The organism is Hyphomonas sp. UBA3601 (genome assembly GCF_002375605.1).
GTDB lineage: Bacteria > Pseudomonadota > Alphaproteobacteria > Caulobacterales > Hyphomonadaceae > Hyphomonas.
On the sequence record NZ_DFME01000028.1, the window covers coordinates 1 to 18,056 of the forward strand.

19 protein-coding genes, 1 tRNA gene and 1 pseudogene are annotated in these 18,056 nt (G+C 58.5%); 7 read left to right on the plus strand and 14 right to left on the minus strand.

Features of this window, described 5'->3' with window-relative positions:
• The 3 genes from B4F73_RS02960 to B4F73_RS02970 form a co-directional block, all read right to left on the minus strand.
• Positions 1-955: HEAT repeat domain-containing protein (locus B4F73_RS02960; protein ID WP_290482471.1), on the minus strand; the 955-nt coding region annotated here is incomplete at its 3' end.
• 2 nt (positions 956-957) lie between these two features.
• On the minus strand, positions 958-2,049 hold the full coding sequence (locus tag B4F73_RS02965; RefSeq protein ID WP_290482472.1) for a YaiO family outer membrane beta-barrel protein: 1,092 nt from the start codon (positions 2,047-2,049) through the stop codon (positions 958-960).
• Positions 2,050-2,514: 465 nt separating this feature from the next.
• Positions 2,515-2,601 (minus strand) — tRNA-Leu (locus B4F73_RS02970).
• An 89-nt stretch (positions 2,602-2,690) separates the two neighbouring features.
• Between B4F73_RS02970 and B4F73_RS02975 the strand changes: the two genes are divergently transcribed.
• Positions 2,691-3,296, plus strand: coding sequence for an exopolysaccharide biosynthesis protein (locus tag B4F73_RS02975; protein WP_206991478.1), 606 nt, complete (start codon positions 2,691-2,693; stop codon positions 3,294-3,296).
• A gap of 74 nt (positions 3,297-3,370) precedes the next feature.
• Positions 3,371-3,892, plus strand: coding sequence for a disulfide bond formation protein B (locus B4F73_RS02980; RefSeq protein ID WP_242517413.1), 522 nt, complete (start codon positions 3,371-3,373; stop codon positions 3,890-3,892).
• Between the two features lies 1 nt (position 3,893).
• Here the strand turns inward: B4F73_RS02980 and B4F73_RS02985 are convergent, their stop codons facing one another.
• The 9 genes from B4F73_RS02985 to ykgO all read right to left on the minus strand — a co-directional run bounded on the left by B4F73_RS02985 (position 3,894) and on the right by ykgO (position 10,162).
• A complete protein-coding gene (locus tag B4F73_RS02985; protein ID WP_206991480.1) occupies positions 3,894-4,829 on the minus strand; it encodes a DMT family transporter in 936 nt (311 codons plus the stop codon).
• 301 nt (positions 4,830-5,130) lie between these two features.
• Positions 5,131-6,003 carry an SDR family NAD(P)-dependent oxidoreductase gene (locus tag B4F73_RS02990; protein WP_034814892.1) on the minus strand — a complete coding sequence of 291 codons (873 nt, stop codon included), beginning with the start codon at positions 6,001-6,003 and terminating at the stop codon, positions 5,131-5,133.
• A gap of 78 nt (positions 6,004-6,081) precedes the next feature.
• On the minus strand, positions 6,082-6,942 hold the full coding sequence (locus B4F73_RS02995; RefSeq protein ID WP_290480066.1) for an SDR family oxidoreductase: 861 nt from the start codon (positions 6,940-6,942) through the stop codon (positions 6,082-6,084).
• A gap of 61 nt (positions 6,943-7,003) precedes the next feature.
• Positions 7,004-7,522 carry a hypothetical protein gene (locus B4F73_RS03000; protein ID WP_290482473.1) on the minus strand — a complete coding sequence of 173 codons (519 nt, stop codon included), beginning with the start codon at positions 7,520-7,522 and terminating at the stop codon, positions 7,004-7,006.
• 42 nt (positions 7,523-7,564) lie between these two features.
• Positions 7,565-7,828, minus strand: a complete 264-nt coding sequence (locus B4F73_RS03005) for a DUF2312 domain-containing protein (protein ID WP_034814889.1) — start codon at positions 7,826-7,828, stop codon at positions 7,565-7,567.
• A 54-nt stretch (positions 7,829-7,882) separates the two neighbouring features.
• The gene (locus B4F73_RS03010) at positions 7,883-8,812 is read right to left on the minus strand and encodes an alpha/beta fold hydrolase (protein ID WP_290480068.1); all 930 of its coding nucleotides are present in this window, start codon (positions 8,810-8,812) and stop codon (positions 7,883-7,885) included.
• 5 nt (positions 8,813-8,817) lie between these two features.
• Positions 8,818-9,348, minus strand: a complete 531-nt coding sequence (locus B4F73_RS03015) for a tetratricopeptide repeat protein (RefSeq protein WP_206991485.1) — start codon at positions 9,346-9,348, stop codon at positions 8,818-8,820.
• Positions 9,349-9,396: 48 nt separating this feature from the next.
• Complete coding sequence (locus B4F73_RS03020) at positions 9,397-10,005, minus strand: HAD family hydrolase (RefSeq protein WP_206991486.1); 609 nt, start codon at positions 10,003-10,005, stop codon at positions 9,397-9,399.
• A gap of 31 nt (positions 10,006-10,036) precedes the next feature.
• Positions 10,037-10,162: a type B 50S ribosomal protein L36 gene (gene ykgO, locus B4F73_RS03025; RefSeq protein WP_011648318.1), complete on the minus strand. Its 126-nt coding sequence runs from the start codon at positions 10,160-10,162 to the stop codon at positions 10,037-10,039.
• 111 nt (positions 10,163-10,273) lie between these two features.
• Between ykgO and B4F73_RS03030 the strand changes: the two genes are divergently transcribed.
• Positions 10,274-11,623: a lytic murein transglycosylase gene (locus tag B4F73_RS03030; protein WP_290482474.1), complete on the plus strand. Its 1,350-nt coding sequence runs from the start codon at positions 10,274-10,276 to the stop codon at positions 11,621-11,623.
• Here the strand turns inward: B4F73_RS03030 and B4F73_RS03035 are convergent, their stop codons facing one another.
• Positions 11,624-12,904 (minus strand): MFS transporter, encoded by a 1,281-nt coding sequence (locus B4F73_RS03035; protein ID WP_206991487.1) that lies wholly within the window; start codon positions 12,902-12,904, stop codon positions 11,624-11,626. It lies immediately after the preceding gene.
• Positions 12,905-13,108: 204 nt separating this feature from the next.
• Between B4F73_RS03035 and B4F73_RS03040 the strand changes: the two genes are divergently transcribed.
• Genes B4F73_RS03040 through B4F73_RS03055 form a run of 4 tightly spaced genes read left to right on the plus strand, consistent with a single transcriptional unit; the run spans position 13,109 to position 17,896 of the window.
• Positions 13,109-15,403 (plus strand): S8 family peptidase, encoded by a 2,295-nt coding sequence (locus B4F73_RS03040; protein WP_290482475.1) that lies wholly within the window; start codon positions 13,109-13,111, stop codon positions 15,401-15,403.
• Entirely contained in the window at positions 15,403-15,969 is a 567-nt protein-coding gene (locus tag B4F73_RS03045; RefSeq protein WP_290480072.1) for a hypothetical protein, read from the plus strand. The genes B4F73_RS03040 and B4F73_RS03045 overlap by 1 nt, the downstream gene beginning before the upstream one ends.
• Positions 15,966-16,610 (plus strand): hypothetical protein, encoded by a 645-nt coding sequence (locus B4F73_RS03050; protein ID WP_290480073.1) that lies wholly within the window; start codon positions 15,966-15,968, stop codon positions 16,608-16,610. The genes B4F73_RS03045 and B4F73_RS03050 overlap by 4 nt, the downstream gene beginning before the upstream one ends.
• Positions 16,610-17,896, plus strand: coding sequence for a M23 family metallopeptidase (locus B4F73_RS03055; protein ID WP_290480884.1), 1,287 nt, complete (start codon positions 16,610-16,612; stop codon positions 17,894-17,896). The genes B4F73_RS03050 and B4F73_RS03055 overlap by 1 nt, the downstream gene beginning before the upstream one ends.
• Positions 17,897-17,903: 7 nt before the next feature.
• Here the strand turns inward: B4F73_RS03055 and B4F73_RS16800 are convergent.
• Positions 17,904-17,993 (minus strand): annotated as a pseudogene (locus B4F73_RS16800) (peptide-methionine (R)-S-oxide reductase); the annotation flags it as partial.
• Between the last annotated feature and the right edge of the window lie 63 nt (positions 17,994-18,056).

Sequence of the window (18,056 nt, forward strand, 5' to 3'; positions counted from 1 at the left end):
CGGACGCCCCCATGTCGGCCAGAGCTTGCGCCGCTTCAAATTGGACCAGCCACACAGGATCGGAAAGCAAGTCTGCGACCTGGGCCGCGTAGGTATCGTGGGATATCTCACAAAGCGCCTTCACCGCGCCTGCGCGCACACTCCAGTCGGTATCCTTCAGGCAACTGGCAATGGCCGGAGCAGCGTCCGGGTGTTCCAGACTTGCAAGTCCGTCGAGTGCCGCGACACGGATCAGGGGCACATCGCTGGAGAGCGCCGCTTCGAGAATATTAAGGACTGAGTAATCCGCACTGCCGCCCAGGGCGGACAACAAGGCCGCGCGTTCGAAGTCCGGAACTCCGGGCCGGCCGAGGTATTCCAGGATGTCCCGTGAACGGTGCAGTGCCAGTTTCGACAGGACCGATTGCAGGCTACGCGTGCTGCCGTTCAGTTTCGAGAATTCACGCATGACATCCGGCACTGTTGGATAGGCACCAACGGCGACCAGCGTTCGTATTCCAGCGATGCGAAGGTCACGGTTTACTGACCGCTCCACCAGCGAGTCAACGGCTTTGGCCGTTGGCAGGCCGGGAAAATAGGCCAGTGCCTCAACGGCAGCGTGCCGGACAAATCTGAACCGATGTCGCAAGAGGCGGCGGAATTCATCGTCCACCCGGTACCTGACCATCCGCGCGACGAGACGGTCGCGCTCTTCGCCTCTAACCAGCGCAACGAATTCAAGAAAGACTTCCGGCACCATGGGGGATTTCCAGAGGGTCTCGTCGGGAATCGCGGCCTCACCCTTTTCATCCCACAGGATTTGCGCCATTGCCTCCAGAATCTGTTGGCGTTGCTTTGTGTAGAGTGACTGCCTGTGCGTACGGATAATCCGAAGAAGTATCAGCGTGATCATCCACAGTAGGGACGCAAGCACCAATACGCATGCAATCTGCCATATCAGGATGAGATAATTCACCCTCAAAAACTCCGCGCAAGCGAAAGGGAGATATCTGTGCGATCGTAGGCAGTGCGAAGTTCCTTGCCGGCCGTCAGGCGTAGCGCGGTGGTTCGACCGAAGCGCATTTCCAGTCCCGCCGCATAGGACTGCACTTCCACTGTTGCGCCATCAGAACTTTCCGGTGCGTCGGCGTAATAGAGATGCACCGCCCAAGGTCCTGTCGGCCTGAAAGTCGAGCGCATACGATAGCCTGAGCGATGCTGGTCGTTCTCGTCTCGCACGTTGATGTACCGCACTTCAATCTCCGCAGCCTCGCCAGAGAAAGTGTACTGGGCGCCCGGAAGAAAGGACGTCACCCGGCCGCTCTGGTATTCTGAAGTTCTGATGTCCGACAGGAGTTCCAAGCCCGGATAGTGCGTGGCAACACCTGCGCCAACGAGAACTGTGGTGTTGGGCAGGAAGGTCGTGTTGGTCCCTCCCCCGATTTCCATTCGGACATGCCCGAACCCCGTACGCTTTGCGGCGCCGATGTGCACATTCGTGTTCGAGCGGTCGAAGCGCTCGGCGTATAGCGCGGAGGCACTGAGTGTAAGCGTATCTGATACTCGGACTGCCACTGCCGGGGACAGGCTGGTCCAGTCCGGCAAGTCCTTCGTCAAACTGCTGCGGCTTGCTGTCAAATTCGTCGTAATACGATTGCGATCCTGCCGGGATGCCTTTTCGCGCATGGCAGCGTAGTCGGCATGATCGGACGACAAGGTTTCTGCAGCGTCGATAAACTCATGGGAACCTTGTGCGTCTCCCTTCATTCTGCGCACGCGCGCCAGCGCGGTATAGGCATCCACATAGTCGGGAGCTTGATCAATGACGTGTTCGAGTTCGCTTTCGGCCTCATCAAGGCGTTCCAGTGCGATCAGGCAGAGTGCCGCGTTCAAACGGGAGTCTACGTCTTCAGGATTTGTGGCGAGCAACGCTTCGAACATTCCAAGAGCCTCGTCGAAACGTCCGGCGAACCTCGCTTCCACGCCCTGCGCATACAGGCTGCGAAGGTCCGTCTGAACAGGCGACGGCACGGCAGGAATCGTTTGGTCGAGAAGCACCAGTTCGATCATGAAAGTATCACGACTCTCAGGCCGGCTTGCTCGCACGTGGCGGCGCACGCGCGGCGCTCCAGTGTGAGCCGCAAGAATAGCGTTCCAAGTTTCATGATCGCATGTCCTCCACGCTGGATTCAGGTTTAATCCAGCGTCTGCAATTGATTGCAAAAACAGATGATCGTCAGGTTAATCAGGCGGTCTGGCGAGAGATCGGCATTCGCGCGGGACGAGGTTGCTCATGTTTTGATTGCCCCAGAATCCGATCGTTTCAGCAAAGCGCCGAACACCGGATCAGGACCGCATGCTGTAGAATTTACTACGGTTTGCGATGGACCGCCCTCAGTCGAGTAAGCACCCGTCATCTTGCGTTGGAACCAAGCGAATTTCGTTCACAGAGAAATTTTAGGGTCGCTGTCAAAATGTGATGTTCGCAAGCCAGACCAGTTACCCATGAAAGGATCAGCGCGCGTCCTATGCAATTGGTACCTCTGGCCGGACTCGAACCGGCACTCTGTCACCAGAAACGGATTTTGAATCCGTCGCGTCTACCAGTTCCGCCACAGAGGCCCTTTGCAGGGAGCGCTTCTCCTGCCGCATAGCTGGGCCTCCTGTCAATCTACTCGACGTAGCGATCAAAGACATCTAACAGCTTAGGCATGTCTTCCACCGAGATTCCGACCGAAAAAACCCTGTTGCAGACCATCGAAGCGCTTGCCGCAGGTGCGCCCGAGAACGGGTTCTCGCTGCGGGAAATCTTTGATCAGCTGGATGAAAGTGCATTTGGCGCTGGCCTGTTCCTGCTTGCCCTTCCTTGTTGCATTCCGTTTCTTTATGGGGTGCCGCAGGTCGTATCTTTGCCCATGATGGCCCTGGCGGCCCAAATGGCGATGGGCCGCGAGCAGCCTTGGATGCCGGACAAGCTCGCCAATCGCCACATTGATCGCAAGGGCCTTACCCAGATGGCGTCCGGCGGCCGCAAATGGCTCGGCTGGATCGAGCACATTGTACGCCCGCGCCTGACCGTCATTACCGGCAAGCGGTCGGAACGCGTCATTGGCCTGTTTCTATGCATATTCTGCGCGTCAATCCTCGTGCCGTTGCCGATGACCAACACGGTGCCGGGCTTTGCCGTGGCCATAGCGTCTTTTGGTCTCATGCAGAAAGACGGCTTGATGGTGATTGGCGGCCTGATCATAGGAACAGCCTGGGTCAGCGGTCTGATAGGCGCTGTGATGCTCGGTGCGGTCAGCCTGTTTGGATGATAAATAACGGCAAAGTGACCTTGCGCCGCATTGTGGTCACGACGCAGTCCGGTTTTAGCTGAAGCATGGATTTCATGCGATCTCTCCTGAAAGACTGGAAGTGGCCCGCGGTGGCCGTGGCGGTGTCCGCCTTCATGTTGGCAGCCGCCCACGCGTTTGAGACTTTTGGCGGCCTGCCTCCCTGCCCACTCTGCCTGCGGCAGCGGGAAGTCTATTGGGCGCTGATCGCGATGACGCTGACGGGCCTTGTGCTCTGGCGATGGATCCCGAAACGCCGGTTCCTGGTCGCACTCAACATGATGATCGGACTCGTCTTTGTCGTCGGTGTTGTGGTTGCCTTCTACCATTCCGGTGTCGAGTGGGGCCTGCTGCCGCCACCAGATGGTTGTTCCGGTGAAGGGGTGATCGATCCAATGGCGATTCAGGACTTCAGCAAGCCGATGCATGTGCCGTCCTGCACGGATGCGCCTTTCTACATTCTCGGCCTTTCCATGGCGGGCTGGAATGGCGTGGTCTCTGCCATCATGGCGCTGTTCAGCTTCATCGCGGCAGGCGCGACGTTCCGCGGCGCCGTTCATTCACCCGAAGCCGCCTGACCTAGAGCGGCGGCGCGGACAGCCGGCGCAGGCGCTGTTCCCGGATTGTGATGTACAGGGTGGCTCCAATGATGATTGCAGTGCCCACCCAGGTCCAGAAACCCGGCAGCATGTGGAACAGACCCCAATCGACCAGTGCTGCCATCGGCAGACGCATATAGTCGATCGGCGACAGGAAAGATGCATCGCCAACGCTCATGCCGCGAATGTAGAAGTACTGGCCGGTCACACCGCATACGCCCATCAGGCCGATCCAGGACCAGTCGATGACAGAGGGCGCCACGTCCGGCCACGTCAGGATGGCGAGCGGCAATAACAGGATCGACGACAGAAGGTTTGCCCAGATTAACAGGGTCACCGGCCTGTGCAGGCGCGTCAGAGATTTCACAAGTGTGATCGCCCCAGCCAGACAGAACGCCGCCGATACGGCGAGGACCATGCCCAGACTAATACCGAGTTGGGGCTGCATCATGATCATGACCCCGACACATCCGGCGATTGTGGCGCCCCAACGATGCACACCGACCCGTTCCTTCAGGATGAAGGCCGCGAGAAAGGTGACGAACATGGCCCGGGAAAAACTGATCGCATTGAATTCGGAGAGCGGCAGGCCAACCGCGTCCGACACGGCATAGAAGCCGAGGGCAAAGCCAAGCGTCCCGAACAGGCTGCGCAGCAAGATAAGACCCGGCTGGTGAATTTTCATCACACTCCAGCCCTGTTGCAGGATAACCGGAATGACGACGATCAACGCAACGCCAGAGCGCCAGAAGGCAAGGAAGCCTGGATCGAAGGTTGCAGACTGGACCTTGGAAAGCGTGAGGAACACGGTGAAGGTGGCCCCGGAGGCCAGCATCCAGAGCGCGCCTTCAATATTGCGCGGTGCGGGCCCCACCTCTAGGTCTGTCTGCTGAGACTGATCGGGGCGAGAATCCATGGGCTGTTTTACGCCTTCCGAAATTGACGAGATCGACCGTCTTTGGCGGGAATTGCCAGCCGATCACATGTGGACCGGCTGGGCCGCTTCAGGGAGCGAACCTGACCAAGTCTGGATATTCAGGACTCGCGCACATTGGCGCCGGTTCCCGCTCACTAAGTCAAAAACCGGCTTTGTCATAGCCGACGAGCGAGGTCGTCCGGTCGCTCGTGCAAAAACACTCCCTGCCTTGCTCCAAAAAGTGAAGCTGATCCCAGGCCTTGAGGCGCTGACGGAAGACCCGTAGCGCCTCACCAACGACCTAGCTGTTCATCTGTTCCCGCATCTGTTCGGCTTGTTCCGGCGTGATGCCAAGCGCATCCAGGAGTGGACCGCCGGCGGCCTCGTCCCAAGAATGACGTGGACCGACCGTCATGCCGCCATCCACGAGGAATTCGCCGCCCGTAATGAAGCTCGCTGCGTCGGAGGCGAGGAAGGCTGCCATTTCGGCAATGTCTTCACCTTTGCCAACCCGGCCAGCTGGCTGCATGCTGCCACCTGCTTCGACCAGCATGGCCGCCATCTGGTCTGCCTGCTCGCGCGGCAAGCCGAGCGACGCGCCGAAGATCGAGGTCGCGATAAAGCCCGGCAGGACCGCATTCACGCGAATGCCATACTTGGAGAGCTCTGCAGCCGCCAGTTTAGAGAAATGTGCTACGCCCTTCTTGGCAACAGAGTAGGTGATTGGCGCATATCCGGCGCATACGGCGCTGATTGAAGACGTGTTGATAATAGCGCCGCCATTTTCCTTCATGTGTGGAACAGCAAACTTGGTTCCGGCAAAGACCTGTTTCAGAAGGAGAGACATGGTTTGGTCATAGGCATCAAGATCCAGTTCCTCCACCGAATCCGGCGTGCCACCATGCCCCGCATTATTCCAGAGAATGTCCAACCGTCCGAAATGGTCGACGGCCTTGCCCATGATACCTTCCAGTTCGGCCATGTCCGTCACGTCGCAATGGACAAACAGGACCTTGTCGTCGCCAAAGCGCGTCTGAAGCGCCATGCCCTTCTCGTCCTGAATGTCTCCAGCAACAACTTTCGCGCCAGCCGCAACAAACGTCTCGACTCCCGCAAGACCGATGCCGCTCGCCCCTCCCGTGATGATGGCGACTTTGCCGTCAAGATTGGCCATGTGCGTATTCCTCCCGTTTTCATTTTTCAGGAGAATGCGCGCCCCTTCCCCGCGGTTCGTCAATGCCCGCAGGAAAATTTACTTGCCGGGCTTCGTCATGCCGAATCGCTTGCGGAAGACCCCATCCAGAACACGCTTGGGCAGCAGCGTCGGAATGTACCAATTCGTCAGCTTGTTCGGCACAGGGGAATAGCGCGCCCTGGGAGTGGCGTCCTCCAACGCAATTTCGATGACTTTCGCAATTTGTTCAGGCGGCAAGCCGTCGCGCCCCCCCTTCAGCATCACCTGCTCAAATTGCTTCAACGCGTCCGACCAGGCACTTCCAGAATAGGGGCCATCTGAATTGGCTTCCTCTGCCTTATCCCATATCGGCGTTTTCACTGATCCTGGCCCTACGGCAATTGCATCAATGCCGAAGATCACCAGTTCCCGGCGCAACGTGTCTGTCATCGCTTCAACGGCATGCTTAGTGGCCGTGTAGGCCCCAAGGAAGGGTGCCGAAATGCGACCACCCACGCTGGTGATGTTGACAATCCGACCGGGAGCACCGGTGCGAGTCTTGTCCATCCCAAGAAGTGGCGCGAAGGCTTGAGATGCGCGCAACAGGCCGAAAACATTGACCTCGAAATGGGCCTTGAAATCATCAAGCGGTTGAATCGCGAGCGGCCCCATATTTGCGATACCCGCATTGTTGACCAAACCCGTGAGCGTCTCGCCCTTCAGGGTTTCGGACACAGTCCGCACAGCGGTCTCCAAATGCTCCTGCCTCGTCACATCCAGAATAAGCGGGCGAATATCCCCTTCGGAGCTCGCGGATAGCGCATCGGCATCGGACTGCTTTCTGACCCCGGCATAGACGCGCCACCCATGCTTTGCGAGGTAGAGCGCGGTCGCTTCGCCAATACCGGTCGATGCACCTGTGATTACAACGGTCTTCATGCGGGTCGTCCTTCCAATTCGGGGAATATGGAAACTATACGCATCAAACTCGTGTTCGGGTTTACTCGGTCTGCTTTCCACCTTCAATGACCCGGAAGGCGGGACGTTTCTTCGGCGGTTCATCTTCGGGAGATCCCGGGACAGGAGAGGTGGGCTCCACAGGCGTCAACTCCGACGCACGGACCAATTTCGGCAAGCTCCGGGTGGGCGGCTCAGAATGTCGAGCGGCCGGGTCTTCCGTCAGATCATCATCCAACTGGCGCACTCGCGGCGTCGGCCGCTTGTTGAAGCCACCGGGCTTCTTCTTTGCGCCGAAGCCAGTCTTGGCCTTTCCACGAGCTTTCTTGTCAATTTCCTTCAGCTTCATCTGCTGCAGGCTGGAAAGGGCTTCGCCGTCGCTCCCTTTCAAAGGATCTGCAAACGCAGACCCATAGGTCTCGATGCGCTCCTCGACCTCTTCAAGGAATTGCTTTTCCCAGTCAGACAGGGGCGGACCAAGCCCCTGCTCAGCCAATGCCGCTGCCTTCCGTAGTTTACGGAGCGCGGCGCGTTTCTTGCGTTCGTCAACATCTCGGCCCATTGGCAGAGAATATGGTGATTATTGTGCCGGAGGCAAACCGGGTCAGGCTTCGCCAAGTGCCAGCAGGTAGGTGTCGAGCACCATTTCCTGCTCTTCGCGCTCGGCCCGGTCGACCTTGCGCAGCTTGATCACCTGACGCAGTGCCTTGGTATCAAAACCGAAAGCCTTCGCCTCAGCGTAGATTTCCTTGATCTGCTCGGCAACTTCCTTCTTCTCCTCTTCCAGACGCTCGATCTTGGCGACGGTCTGGCGGAGTTTCTCGCGGGTCGCTTCGGTGAGATGGGTGATCGAGGCTTCGTCGTCCATGAGAGGCTCCTTGGGAATCGGGATCGGAAAAGAAGGCGCGTCTTAGCGGGAGTTTCACTCGCTGGCCAGACGGCGAATGGCATCAGCAACAGCTGCACCTTCGCCATGGTGTGGCATGTGCCCCTCATGCGGCAGGATCACGAGATCCACTGGCACCTGTTTCTTCAATTCACCTACATGAAGTCTTGGGGAAATCACGGTATCGCCGCTGCCAGAGAACACCGTGATTGGCACTTCCAGTTCACCATAGCGTCTGGACTGCGCGGCCAGCTGATCTTCCAGCGCCTTCACATCACGGGCATTGGCCCGGAAGTTTGGCGGGCGAAACAGAAGTCCGATGGCAGAATTTTCAGAGTAATTGTCCGGCACAGGTGCTGGCTCGAAGACGCCGTCAATCCCACGGGCAAGTTGGCCAGGGCCAACCAATGGCAAGAGCTGGCTGAACACAGGACCAACGACTGGCCGAGCAGCGAACGAGTTGTACCATGCCTGCCCGCCTCCGCCCCAATCATGGGTCACCGGCGCGAGCAGGACGAGCCCTTTTACAAGATCAGGCCGGTCCAGCGCCACGCGCAGGGCAACGGCCCCACCAAAGGAATGGCCGACCAAAATGGCTTTTTCGTCCGGTGCGAGTTGGTCCAACACGCCCGCCATTTGTGTCGCTTGCACGCCAAGATCCTGCGCGTCTTCCGGGCGGCTGGAATAACCGTGCCCGGGCCGATCTGCCATCAGAACGCGGTAAGCGCCCTCCAGCCGAGGCGCGAGCGTCCATGTGAACTCACGAGCATTGGCACTGGCACCATGAATCATCAGGACAGGTGGACCTGCCTCTCCACGCTGAATGACATGCACAGTCTCAGTTCCTACCGATACGGGCCGGCCAATTGGTGGGTGGGTGGCTTCCACCTTGTTCTTGTAGGCTGCACTGGTCACGCAAGCCCCCGTACCGAGCACGCATATGCCGAGGGCTGTTGCCGTAATCACGCCCCTCAAAGACCCTGGCCCTCAGCAAGCTTGGACAACCGCTTTTCTGCGGCCAGTGCCTGCTGCATGCGCGGATAGATTTCAATGGCCTCGCGATAGGCTTCGAGCGCATGCTTGGGAGATCCCATGCTTTCGAACATCATGCCCAACCCGGACCACGCGCCGAAATGGCGCGGCTCGAGTTGCAAGGTCTCGTTCAGGTCGCGCAATGCCTCGGTGTAATTTTCATCCATCAGGAACAGGGCAGCTCGCCGGTTCCACGCCTCGGGATAGTCTGGCTTGATCAGGATGGCCCGATCAAAGAAGGCGCGCGCCGTCTCGAAATCTCCTGCGGTCTGCGCATCGACGCCCCGCTCCATGATGACATCCACCGTCGGTGAGCCGGATTCCATCCAGGAGGCCCAGATATCCATGGCCACGTCATTGGCTTCGCTGTCACTGGGCGCAGTCCGCAGCTTCTCGAACATCTCATCGGATGGTTCCGCATGCGCCGCGCCCACGAGGAACAGGACGGCCAGAAGGAGCGCTCTTATCATCAGTCCGATATTATGCCGCGCGCCGGGCGGGGCAACCACAACTTGCTGTCACAGCAGGCCTTCACACAACAAAGCGGTCTCCAGGCCCTCTGCATGCTTGAAATGATGTGTCCGGAAGCCAAGCGCGTCAGCCGCTTCAACATTGGGCAGGCTGTTGTCAATAAACAGCACGTTTGCTGGCTCCGGATGGTCCATGACCTCCAGGGCGACATGATAGATTTCGGTGCCGGGCTTGATCAGGCCGATCCGGCCAGACACGATCACATCGCGGAACCGTCGCAGGATCTCGAACTCCTGGAGCATTTCGTCCCAAGGATCGGCTGGCATGTTCGTCAGGGCATAGAGCGGCACCTGGCGGGCATCCAGGCGCCGGATCAGTTCGGCCGTACCTTCCACATAGCCATCGAACATTTCCATCCATCGCCGACCCCAGGCGAGGATTTCAGTTTCGTACTGAGGATATTGCCGGATCAGATCAACGGCATTCTCGGCAAAGCTTGCACCAGCATCATGCCGTGTATGCCACGCCATGTTACAGATATCCGCCAGGAACATTTGACGTTCCTGCGGCGTATCGATGATCTTCGCGTAAAGTCGTGCAGGGTCCCAGTCGAGGACCACATGCCCAAGGTCGAACAGGGCAATTTCAGCAGCCATAGTGCCGCCTTATTGCCTGTTCATGTTCACGTCAGCCCTGCTTTGCTTTGAAGCGGGGGTCAGTTTTATTGATGACGTAAACGCGGCCCTTGCGGCGCACGATCTTACAGTCGCGGTGGCGCGACTTGAGCGATTTGAGAGACGAGCGGACTTTCATGGGCCTAGCCTGTGGATCATAAGGAATTGGAAAGCGGAGCGGGTAATGAATCCGGTAAGAAGAGTCAAGGTTGCACGCTGTCATGAACGTGCGGTTTCAGGAGCTGGAAGAATGGCACAGATTGCGCTGCGGCGCTCACATATCATCGCGGCTGCGGCGATGACCGCGCTGGTTGCCTCCTGTGCCCATAGTCCGGGCCAGGCTGCGCCTCCACCGATCGCCGCGCCAGTACCCGCTCCCGAGACAGGCGCGATCACCTACGCCTCCTCCGGCCATGCCGGAATGGACATTTGGCGCGTAGCGTTCTCTGAAAAAGCACTCGCCGCTGGTCATGATCGCGAGGTCGTCAAATCTGTCCTTACCGACATATCTCCGCTAGAACTCTGGCTTGGATCGTCTTTCCAACCCGCTAAGACAGGGATCGAAGACCAAGCCGAATTCGCCAAGCCGATCTGGGATTATCTGCGCGTGCCGATGAGCAATAGCCGCGTAAGCACAGGTGCTTCGCGCCTTGCTGAAAACCCGGCACTTTTCGACTCTCTTGAAGCCGCCTATGGCGTAGACCGCGAAGCCATCGTCGCGATCTGGGGCATGGAAACGAGCTTTGGTGCCGTGAAAGGCAGTTTCGACGCGCCAAACGTCCTGGCCAACATGGCTGTGGAAGGTCGACGCAAGAGCCTCGCTGAGCGTGAACTGCTCTCCCTGATCAAAATTCTCGAACAAGGCGATGCAGAGCGCGACGACCTGATCGCCGGGTGGGCCGGCGCGATGGGCCATACCCAATTCATGCCATCGACCTTCATCGCCTATGCCGAAGATTTTGACGGCGACGGCAAGAAGGATGTCTGGGAGAGTGAGGCTGATGCCCTCGCCTCGACCGCCAATTATCTGGCAAATTCCGGCTACACACTGAATCAGCCTTGGGGAATTGAAGTGCTGGCCCGCACCGGGTTCGATTTCGGACTGGCAGATGGCAATGAACGCCGGATCGAAACATGGGCAACTGAAGGCCTGGTACCTGCACGCGGCGGCACCTTCGAAACAGGCGGAGCCAATTATGCTGAACTCTGGCTGCCAGCCGGTGCGGAAGGCCCGAAATACTTGCTGTTCAACAATTTCAAGGCGTTCAAGACCTACAACAATGCCGATTCCTACGCGTTCGCCGTGGGCCTGTCCGGCGATGCGATGGGAGGCCAGAATGGGCCCATCGCGTCTTGGCCAACACATCTGACACCTCTCACCGTTAGCGAGATCAAGATCCTTCAGGCAGCGCTCAACGCCCAGGGTTTTGACGCTGGCGGCGTGGACGGCATTCCCGGTCGCAAGACCAAGGGCGCGTTGCAAGGATTCCAAAAATCCAGGGGCCTCGTTGCGGACGGCTACCCGACAAAGCAGGCCCTGGCATTGGTCACTGGCGAAGCGAATGTTGGTGTCGCATCCAGCCCGTCCGGCACAAATTGATCAAACTGCGTCGGCTTCCTCATCCGGTTCGCCGACGCCATCCTTCAACCCGAACCGGGCATACAGGATCATGAAACTCAGCAGGCCCGCGCAGAATATGAACGGAAGATGCGGGTTCACATACTCATAGATGAACAAGCCGAAGAAGGGCGTGATGATGAAACCCATTCCATTCGCCGAGATTACGAGACCTGCGACGTTGCCTTGAAGCTGAGGTGAGACGGCCAGTGATGCCCCGCTTGAAAATCCCGGCCGCGCGAGCCCCTGCCCGAGGCCAATGCAGAACTGCGCCAGGATCAAGTTTGCATAGTCATTTGCGAAGACCATCAGCAACGCCCCAGCCAGCAAAGGCAGGCAGCCTCCCCACATGAGTGTCTTGTTCTTGAGCTTGAGGCGAGGGATCAACACAAGCTGGGCCAGCAGTACGGCGAGTGCGCCAACGGTAAAGGCCGGCCCGGTAAATTGCGCCGCTTCCTTTCCGGAAACGCCCAGTTTGTCCATTACTGAAAAGACAAAAACCTGCGTCAATACACCGGTCGTCAGCGACAGGCACACGGCGAACACAAGGAAGGGCAATACCGGCCCGGATCGCCAAAGACCCCGCGCACCGGGAATTTCTTCAAACTGGGTCGCATCCGTTACCGGCTCGCGCTCTTCCGGGAGGCGGAACCAGATCAAGGCCGACATGGTAAAGGCAATAACCGCCGTCAGTAGCAAGGGGCTCAGCAGGCCAAGCGTTGCCACCAGCGCCGCGGCAAAAGCGGGGCCAATCACCGTGCCAACGCTGAAACCCGATGTGATGAACGCGATTTCGGACTGTCGCTCGGCCTGACTGGTGCGATCAGCAACATAAGCTTGCGCAGCCGGGTTCGTGCCAGAGCCCAGCAACCCAAAAATCGAACGCGACATGGCAAGGCAGGCAAACATCATGAACGTGCCGGTCAGTACGCCAGTCATGGTAAGCCAGCCGGTCAGGAACAGCAGGAGCATGGAGATGCCATATCCCGCAAGTCCCAAGGCGGCGACAGGCCGCCTTCCCCAGCGGTTGGACCGACCACCCCAAAACGGCGACATCAACGACCAGCACAGCGCCGACAATCCAAAGATAGCCCCGGCCATCCAGTCCGGAAGACCAATCTCTCGCGTCAGTGGCGGCAATACGGCGGCAATCAGCATCGTATTGCCAGCCCCGATCGCCATCAATGAGAAGAACAACAGGAAGAAAGCGTTGCGCCGGTCCGGTCTGGACACGTCTGGTGGAATCGTCTGCCCCTCGCTCATTCTCATGTCATCGGCCGGTCTTCTGGAAATGTCCAGCAACAAGAAAATGGTGCCGTAAGGAAAGCCGGGCTTCCGATTTCACGTCAACAAGTGTCAGGTTGAAAAGCGTTTGCATTGGACAATGCCCCACCCTCGTCATAATCTTGCTAAAGGGTTAATCTAAGGAGCTGGGAGTATCTTGGGAAACACACGGGGATATCTCACATGCTGCGGAAACTGATATCGACGCCGGGCCGCCTCGCGCTCGGAACTGCTTTGGCCAGCCTGCTCGTGCTGTCCTCATGCGACCAGCAAGACACAAGGCTCGAACGCGCTCGTGATCTCGCCGAGGCAACTATGGACCAGTTGAGCGGTCGGACCATTGTTGAACCGGACGCTCCGAAACCGCTGGAAGCAGCTGACGTCATGGACCGAGCCATTGCCGGTACGCTGCGCAATGACATGAATTTCGAAACGGCAAGCGCGAGCCCGATGTTTGCGGTCGGATCGATCATTGCCAAGCCACGGGACATCCCCCCTGCTGAAGCCATGGCGGTCGTGGAAGACGATGAAGTCTTCCTGGAAGATCCGGAAGCCTTTGACGAATTTTCCGACGATCCGGTCGAGGCTGAAAGCGCCCCTGCTGCAGAGTCCGATGCCACCGCACCGATCACTTCTGCGCCTGCCCCGTCACGCAGCCTGTCGGTTCAGCCTGCACGCGTCATGCCCAAGGTGAAGCTCGACCCAAAAGCACGAGAAAAAACTCTGCAGGAAATTGACAAGGCATCCAGGCAACTGGAACAGACCGCCGCGAAAGAACCATCGCCAACGGCGCGCACCCGGTCCCTCAATCCCCGTTCCTTGGAATCTGCACCGGTTCAGGAAAAAGTCGCAGCGCGCAAGCTTGCGCGTCGTTCTGTTATCAGTCGTGATGCCATTACAGCGCAACGCGATGCCAATTCCGTAATGCTGGACACATTGTCGAAGTATGGAATGGGCGGCGAAGTGGCCCTGTCTCGCGAGGGGCAGATGGTCATACAAATCGGCGAGGATGGTGGCAGCCCCACTCGGTTCACGCCAGCCGGATCCCCTCGCAACACGATGCAGAATTTCCTCGCCGTCGATGCGAAACTCGAATGCCCAGACAATCCTGATATGGTCACCGTTCAGTCGAGCCCGGTGCTCGCGACAGAATGTATCGTGAAAGACCTGAAAGCGTCTGGTCAGTTCGAATATGTCGAGAAAGACTATATTTTCGAAAACCAGTTCGCTCGTAAACCACGCCCCGACACACCGGCCACCGGAACCGATGTGACCCCGGACGTCATCACCGACACAACCATCACCCCGAATGACCCGCTTTGGGAACTTCAATGGCATTTCCAGAACAATGGTACAGGCGAAGGCGAGTCCGTAGGGGGCTCAAGCTTCCAGGAATTCTGGACCCGTCAGGGCACAGATGGATCAGCAGATGTTGTCGTGGCTGTTGTAGACACCGGCCTGCAACTGGAACACCCCGACATCAAGGATTCCCCCAACATCGCACCGGGTTGGGATATGGTCTCCGATCCACGTATGGGAAATGATGGTGACGGCCGTGACGGCGATCCGAACGATCCGGGCGATCTCTGTGATCCGTCGGTCCCATTTGCAGAAGACACATTTCACGGCACACATGTGGCGGGAACGATTGGCGCAGCCGCGACCAACAATGCCTCAGGTGTCGCGGGCGGGGCGTGGAACGTCAAAATCGTTCCAGTGCGCGCGCTCGGCAAATGTGGTGGGCGTCTCTCCGACATCAATGATGCCATCCGGTGGGCAGGCGGCCTGATCCCGGCCGAGGATGAGGAAGGCAACGAGATCTGGAACGACAATCCGGCTGACGTAGTCAACCTCTCCATCGGGCTGTTCGAATACTGTCCTGCATCGCTGCAGGATGCGATTGATTCGGTCACTGAGCGTGGTGTGCTGGTCGTCTCGGCAGCCGGCAATGCCCGCGTTGCGACGCAGTATTATGCGCCGGGTGGCTGCGCGAATGTGATCACAGTCGCCGCCGGCGATGCCCGCGGACATATAGCCCCCTATTCCAATTTCGGACCGGAAGTAGATCTCCTCGCCCCTGGTGGAGACCTGACACGGGACGACAATGGGGACGGTCGTCCAGATGGCGTCCTGTCCACCAAGGCTGCAACGAATTGCTATGACCCGGTCACGGGTGAAGCCGTCGAAGACTGCTTCTACGCTTTTGAACAGGGCACATCGATGGCAGCGCCGCATGTCTCAGCAGCACTTGCCCTCCTCAAGGCACGCGATCCTGACGCCACGCCGGAAGAGCTGAAAGCCACCCTGCTCGCTGCATCCAGCCCGCGATCTGCGATGCAATGCTCTGGCTCATGTGCACTCTACCCGGGCACCACTCCGATTGAGGGAAGCTCCGACATGTGCACACGTCCATGCGGTCAAGGCTTGCTCGACCTCGCCATGGTACCGGAACGGCCGACCGGCGGTGGCGGAGACTGATGCCAAAACGGCGCCCTTCTCCCGTCCATCTCGGCGGGCCGCTTGGCCTTGCAGGGGTCACCCTGCTGGCCAGCGCGGTGGGGTTGGTTATCGTGGGGAGTGATGACCGCAATAGCTCCCACTCTCGGCCTGAACAGGACAGCCCCGCCACACAGGCGGCGACCGACCCACGTCCGCCAATCGGCACCGTGGGTGTAGAACAGGTCAAGCCTGCTGCCGTCAGTGGCAGCAGCTCGTCCAGTTCGAGCGGTGCGGAAGTCACCTTTATCGTCCGCCTCAAGGGGCGGTCTGAAGTTGATACGATTGCGCGCAATTTCAAACGCGATCGCGAGACCGCTGATGCGGCATATTCGGATCTCGTAGAAGACATCCCCATCCTGAAGGATTTCCGTCTCGTGGGCGCCAGCTATTCCGGCGAAATCAATCTGGTGTACCAACTGCCCGCCGGTGTCGAGGCGACACGCGGGCGAATTGAAGAAATCCGCCAACAGATATTGTCAATTGATGGCGTCGCCTATGCAGACCCTGACTTCGTAGCTCATCCCGGAGAGGACAAACGCAAATGACATCTATCCGTACCATCCTGATTGTCGGTGGGTGCGCGCTCTCGCTTACCGCATGCGACTTCTTGATTGCGAGAGACCGCGACGAACCAGCACCGATTGAAACCCAAGAGCCGGAAATTGCTCCTGTAGAAGAAGCTACGCTCGTTCCAGATCAACCTGACGGTCCGGTGATGGTCGCCAGCACTGCAACAATCGACTGGGACGCTGCACGAGCAGATCTTGCTGCCACACCCAGCGAGCAGCGCGAGACGAGTTTCCAGGTGGAATCCGGCGGCACCGCGCCGCCCGTACCGGTCTTGCTTCCAACCGGCATCGTCGTGCCACAGGGCGCCGAGAGTGGCATCCGCTTTCAGCCCATGTCGGACGGCTATTTCGCTGCCTATCCCGGCATAGACTATGACATTGTCGTCAATGGCACGAATGAAGTCATTGGAGTTGATACCACCAATGCCCAAGACGATACGCCCGTCCTGACCTACACGCCAACGATGAGTGGTGCACAAGTCTCGTTCTCTCGTTATGGCGCAGACTACCTCGTGGAATTTGAATGCAAATCCATCAAGGGAGGTGAAGCCGACTGCATCACGGAGCAAGAAGCTCTCGATGTGACCAACAAGCTAGTAATTGCGGGGACGCGTTGATGAAACCAACACGATTGCTGCTGCTGGCGAGCGCAGCCCTCATGCTGTCCGCCTGCGACTTTGTCAGATTTCCGGGAGATGGCGGACCAAGTCCGACTACGCCGGATGCGGGGCCTGCTGTACCGCCCGGAGCGCCCGGACCTCCGCCGCCGTCTGCGCCGGTCGACAATCCCTATGGGGCAGACGGTGAGGACACGCCAACGGACCCTGCGGATGATGCGGAAGATACAGCCAACTCGCCCGATACGGATGATCTCGGGGACGGACCTGATCCAGTAGACGCCGACAACCCCGCTACCGATCCGATTGATGTCGACACCCCCACCGAAGACATTCCCGACGTCGACACACCAGATACCGATCCCGCGACAACTCCTGAAGATGAGGACGCTTCGGACCAGGACACCAACCCTGAAATGGATGCTAACACCGCTACGGACACGGATACCGAAACACCGGGCGACACGCTTGATGACACAGATATTCCGGCTGAAGATATCAGTGATGATGATGGCGACGACGCTGCCAGCCTGCCCGACCCTATTGAGCCGGTCGAACCAACCTTCAGCTATTTTGAAGCCGGAGCGCTTCTGCCTGGCTCAGGCCAAGGTGCACCGGAGCAGATTGCATACGCACCTGATCTTGTATTTCCTATCGCGGATGCACCAACTTACCTACAGTCCCAAGTGTTCAGCTTTGGCGGGGGTGTCGCGGGGGGCGACCAGTGCGATTCCCGCAACTACGCCTATCCATGGCGGGACAATTTCTGCGAAGTACGCAGCGCCAATCGGACCTCTCCTTACTGCCCCCAACCCAAGGTCCACCAGGGGCAGGACATTCGGGTCGGCACACCACAGGAATGCAATACACTGCGCAGGACAGCTGCCAGTGACCGCACCCTGCACAAGGTTGTCGCGGTGTCTGATGGTGTCATCTCACACGTTGGCACTTACAGCGTGAATCTGCGCGCAGGCGGACGTATCTTCAAATACATGCACATGAACATGGACAAGCTGCAGGTAAAGGCGGGGGACCCAGTCGAGGCCGGCCAGCATATTGGGTATGTCTCGAATGATTTCGGCGGCACGCCCACAACGTTTCACCTTCATTTCGAAATCACACAAAATGATGGTGGTGCGGGCTGGGTTCACGTCCCGCCATATCTCTCGCTGGCTCAGGCTTATGAGCGTCGGGAAGGCGGTCCTGGTGAGGTAGTTGAAGCCGGAAATGTCGGTGTCGCTACCACGCCATTCGTAATCCCCGAGGGCATGGAAATCATCGAGTGATCCGGAATCAGGCCGGCTTGAAGGTCAGCGCAACGCCATTGTTGCAATACCGCAAGCCGGTGGGTTCCGGCCCATCCTCGAATACATGCCCCTGATTTATGTGCGCACGGAATACCACTGCGCCCAATGCCTGGGCCATCAGGGGCATGTATTCGAGGAT

Excerpts from the sequence above, each read along its gene's own strand:
- B4F73_RS03045 (WP_290480072.1), top strand. The coding sequence starts at position 15,403 with ATGCCAAAACGGCGCCCTTCTCCCGTCCATCTCGGCGGGCCGCTTGGC.
- B4F73_RS02990 (WP_034814892.1), bottom strand. The coding sequence starts at position 6,003 with ATGGCCAATCTTGACGGCAAAGTCGCCATCATCACGGGAGGGGCGAGC.
- B4F73_RS03005 (WP_034814889.1), bottom strand. The coding sequence starts at position 7,828 with ATGGACGACGAAGCCTCGATCACCCATCTCACCGAAGCGACCCGCGAG.
- B4F73_RS03035 (WP_206991487.1), bottom strand. The coding sequence starts at position 12,904 with ATGAGCGAGGGGCAGACGATTCCACCAGACGTGTCCAGACCGGACCGG.
- ykgO (WP_011648318.1), bottom strand. The coding sequence starts at position 10,162 with ATGAAAGTCCGCTCGTCTCTCAAATCGCTCAAGTCGCGCCACCGCGAC.
- B4F73_RS02995 (WP_290480066.1), bottom strand. The coding sequence starts at position 6,942 with ATGAAGACCGTTGTAATCACAGGTGCATCGACCGGTATTGGCGAAGCG.
- B4F73_RS02975 (WP_206991478.1), top strand. The coding sequence starts at position 2,691 with ATGTCTTCCACCGAGATTCCGACCGAAAAAACCCTGTTGCAGACCATC.
- B4F73_RS03055 (WP_290480884.1), top strand. The coding sequence starts at position 16,610 with ATGAAACCAACACGATTGCTGCTGCTGGCGAGCGCAGCCCTCATGCTG.
- B4F73_RS02965 (WP_290482472.1), bottom strand. The coding sequence starts at position 2,049 with ATGATCGAACTGGTGCTTCTCGACCAAACGATTCCTGCCGTGCCGTCG.
- B4F73_RS03040 (WP_290482475.1), top strand. The coding sequence starts at position 13,109 with ATGCTGCGGAAACTGATATCGACGCCGGGCCGCCTCGCGCTCGGAACT.
- B4F73_RS03050 (WP_290480073.1), top strand. The coding sequence starts at position 15,966 with ATGACATCTATCCGTACCATCCTGATTGTCGGTGGGTGCGCGCTCTCG.
- B4F73_RS02980 (WP_242517413.1), top strand. The coding sequence starts at position 3,371 with ATGCGATCTCTCCTGAAAGACTGGAAGTGGCCCGCGGTGGCCGTGGCG.
- B4F73_RS03000 (WP_290482473.1), bottom strand. The coding sequence starts at position 7,522 with ATGGGCCGAGATGTTGACGAACGCAAGAAACGCGCCGCGCTCCGTAAA.
- B4F73_RS03020 (WP_206991486.1), bottom strand. The coding sequence starts at position 10,005 with ATGGCTGCTGAAATTGCCCTGTTCGACCTTGGGCATGTGGTCCTCGAC.
- B4F73_RS03030 (WP_290482474.1), top strand. The coding sequence starts at position 10,274 with ATGGCACAGATTGCGCTGCGGCGCTCACATATCATCGCGGCTGCGGCG.
- B4F73_RS02985 (WP_206991480.1), bottom strand. The coding sequence starts at position 4,829 with ATGGATTCTCGCCCCGATCAGTCTCAGCAGACAGACCTAGAGGTGGGG.
- B4F73_RS03015 (WP_206991485.1), bottom strand. The coding sequence starts at position 9,348 with ATGATAAGAGCGCTCCTTCTGGCCGTCCTGTTCCTCGTGGGCGCGGCG.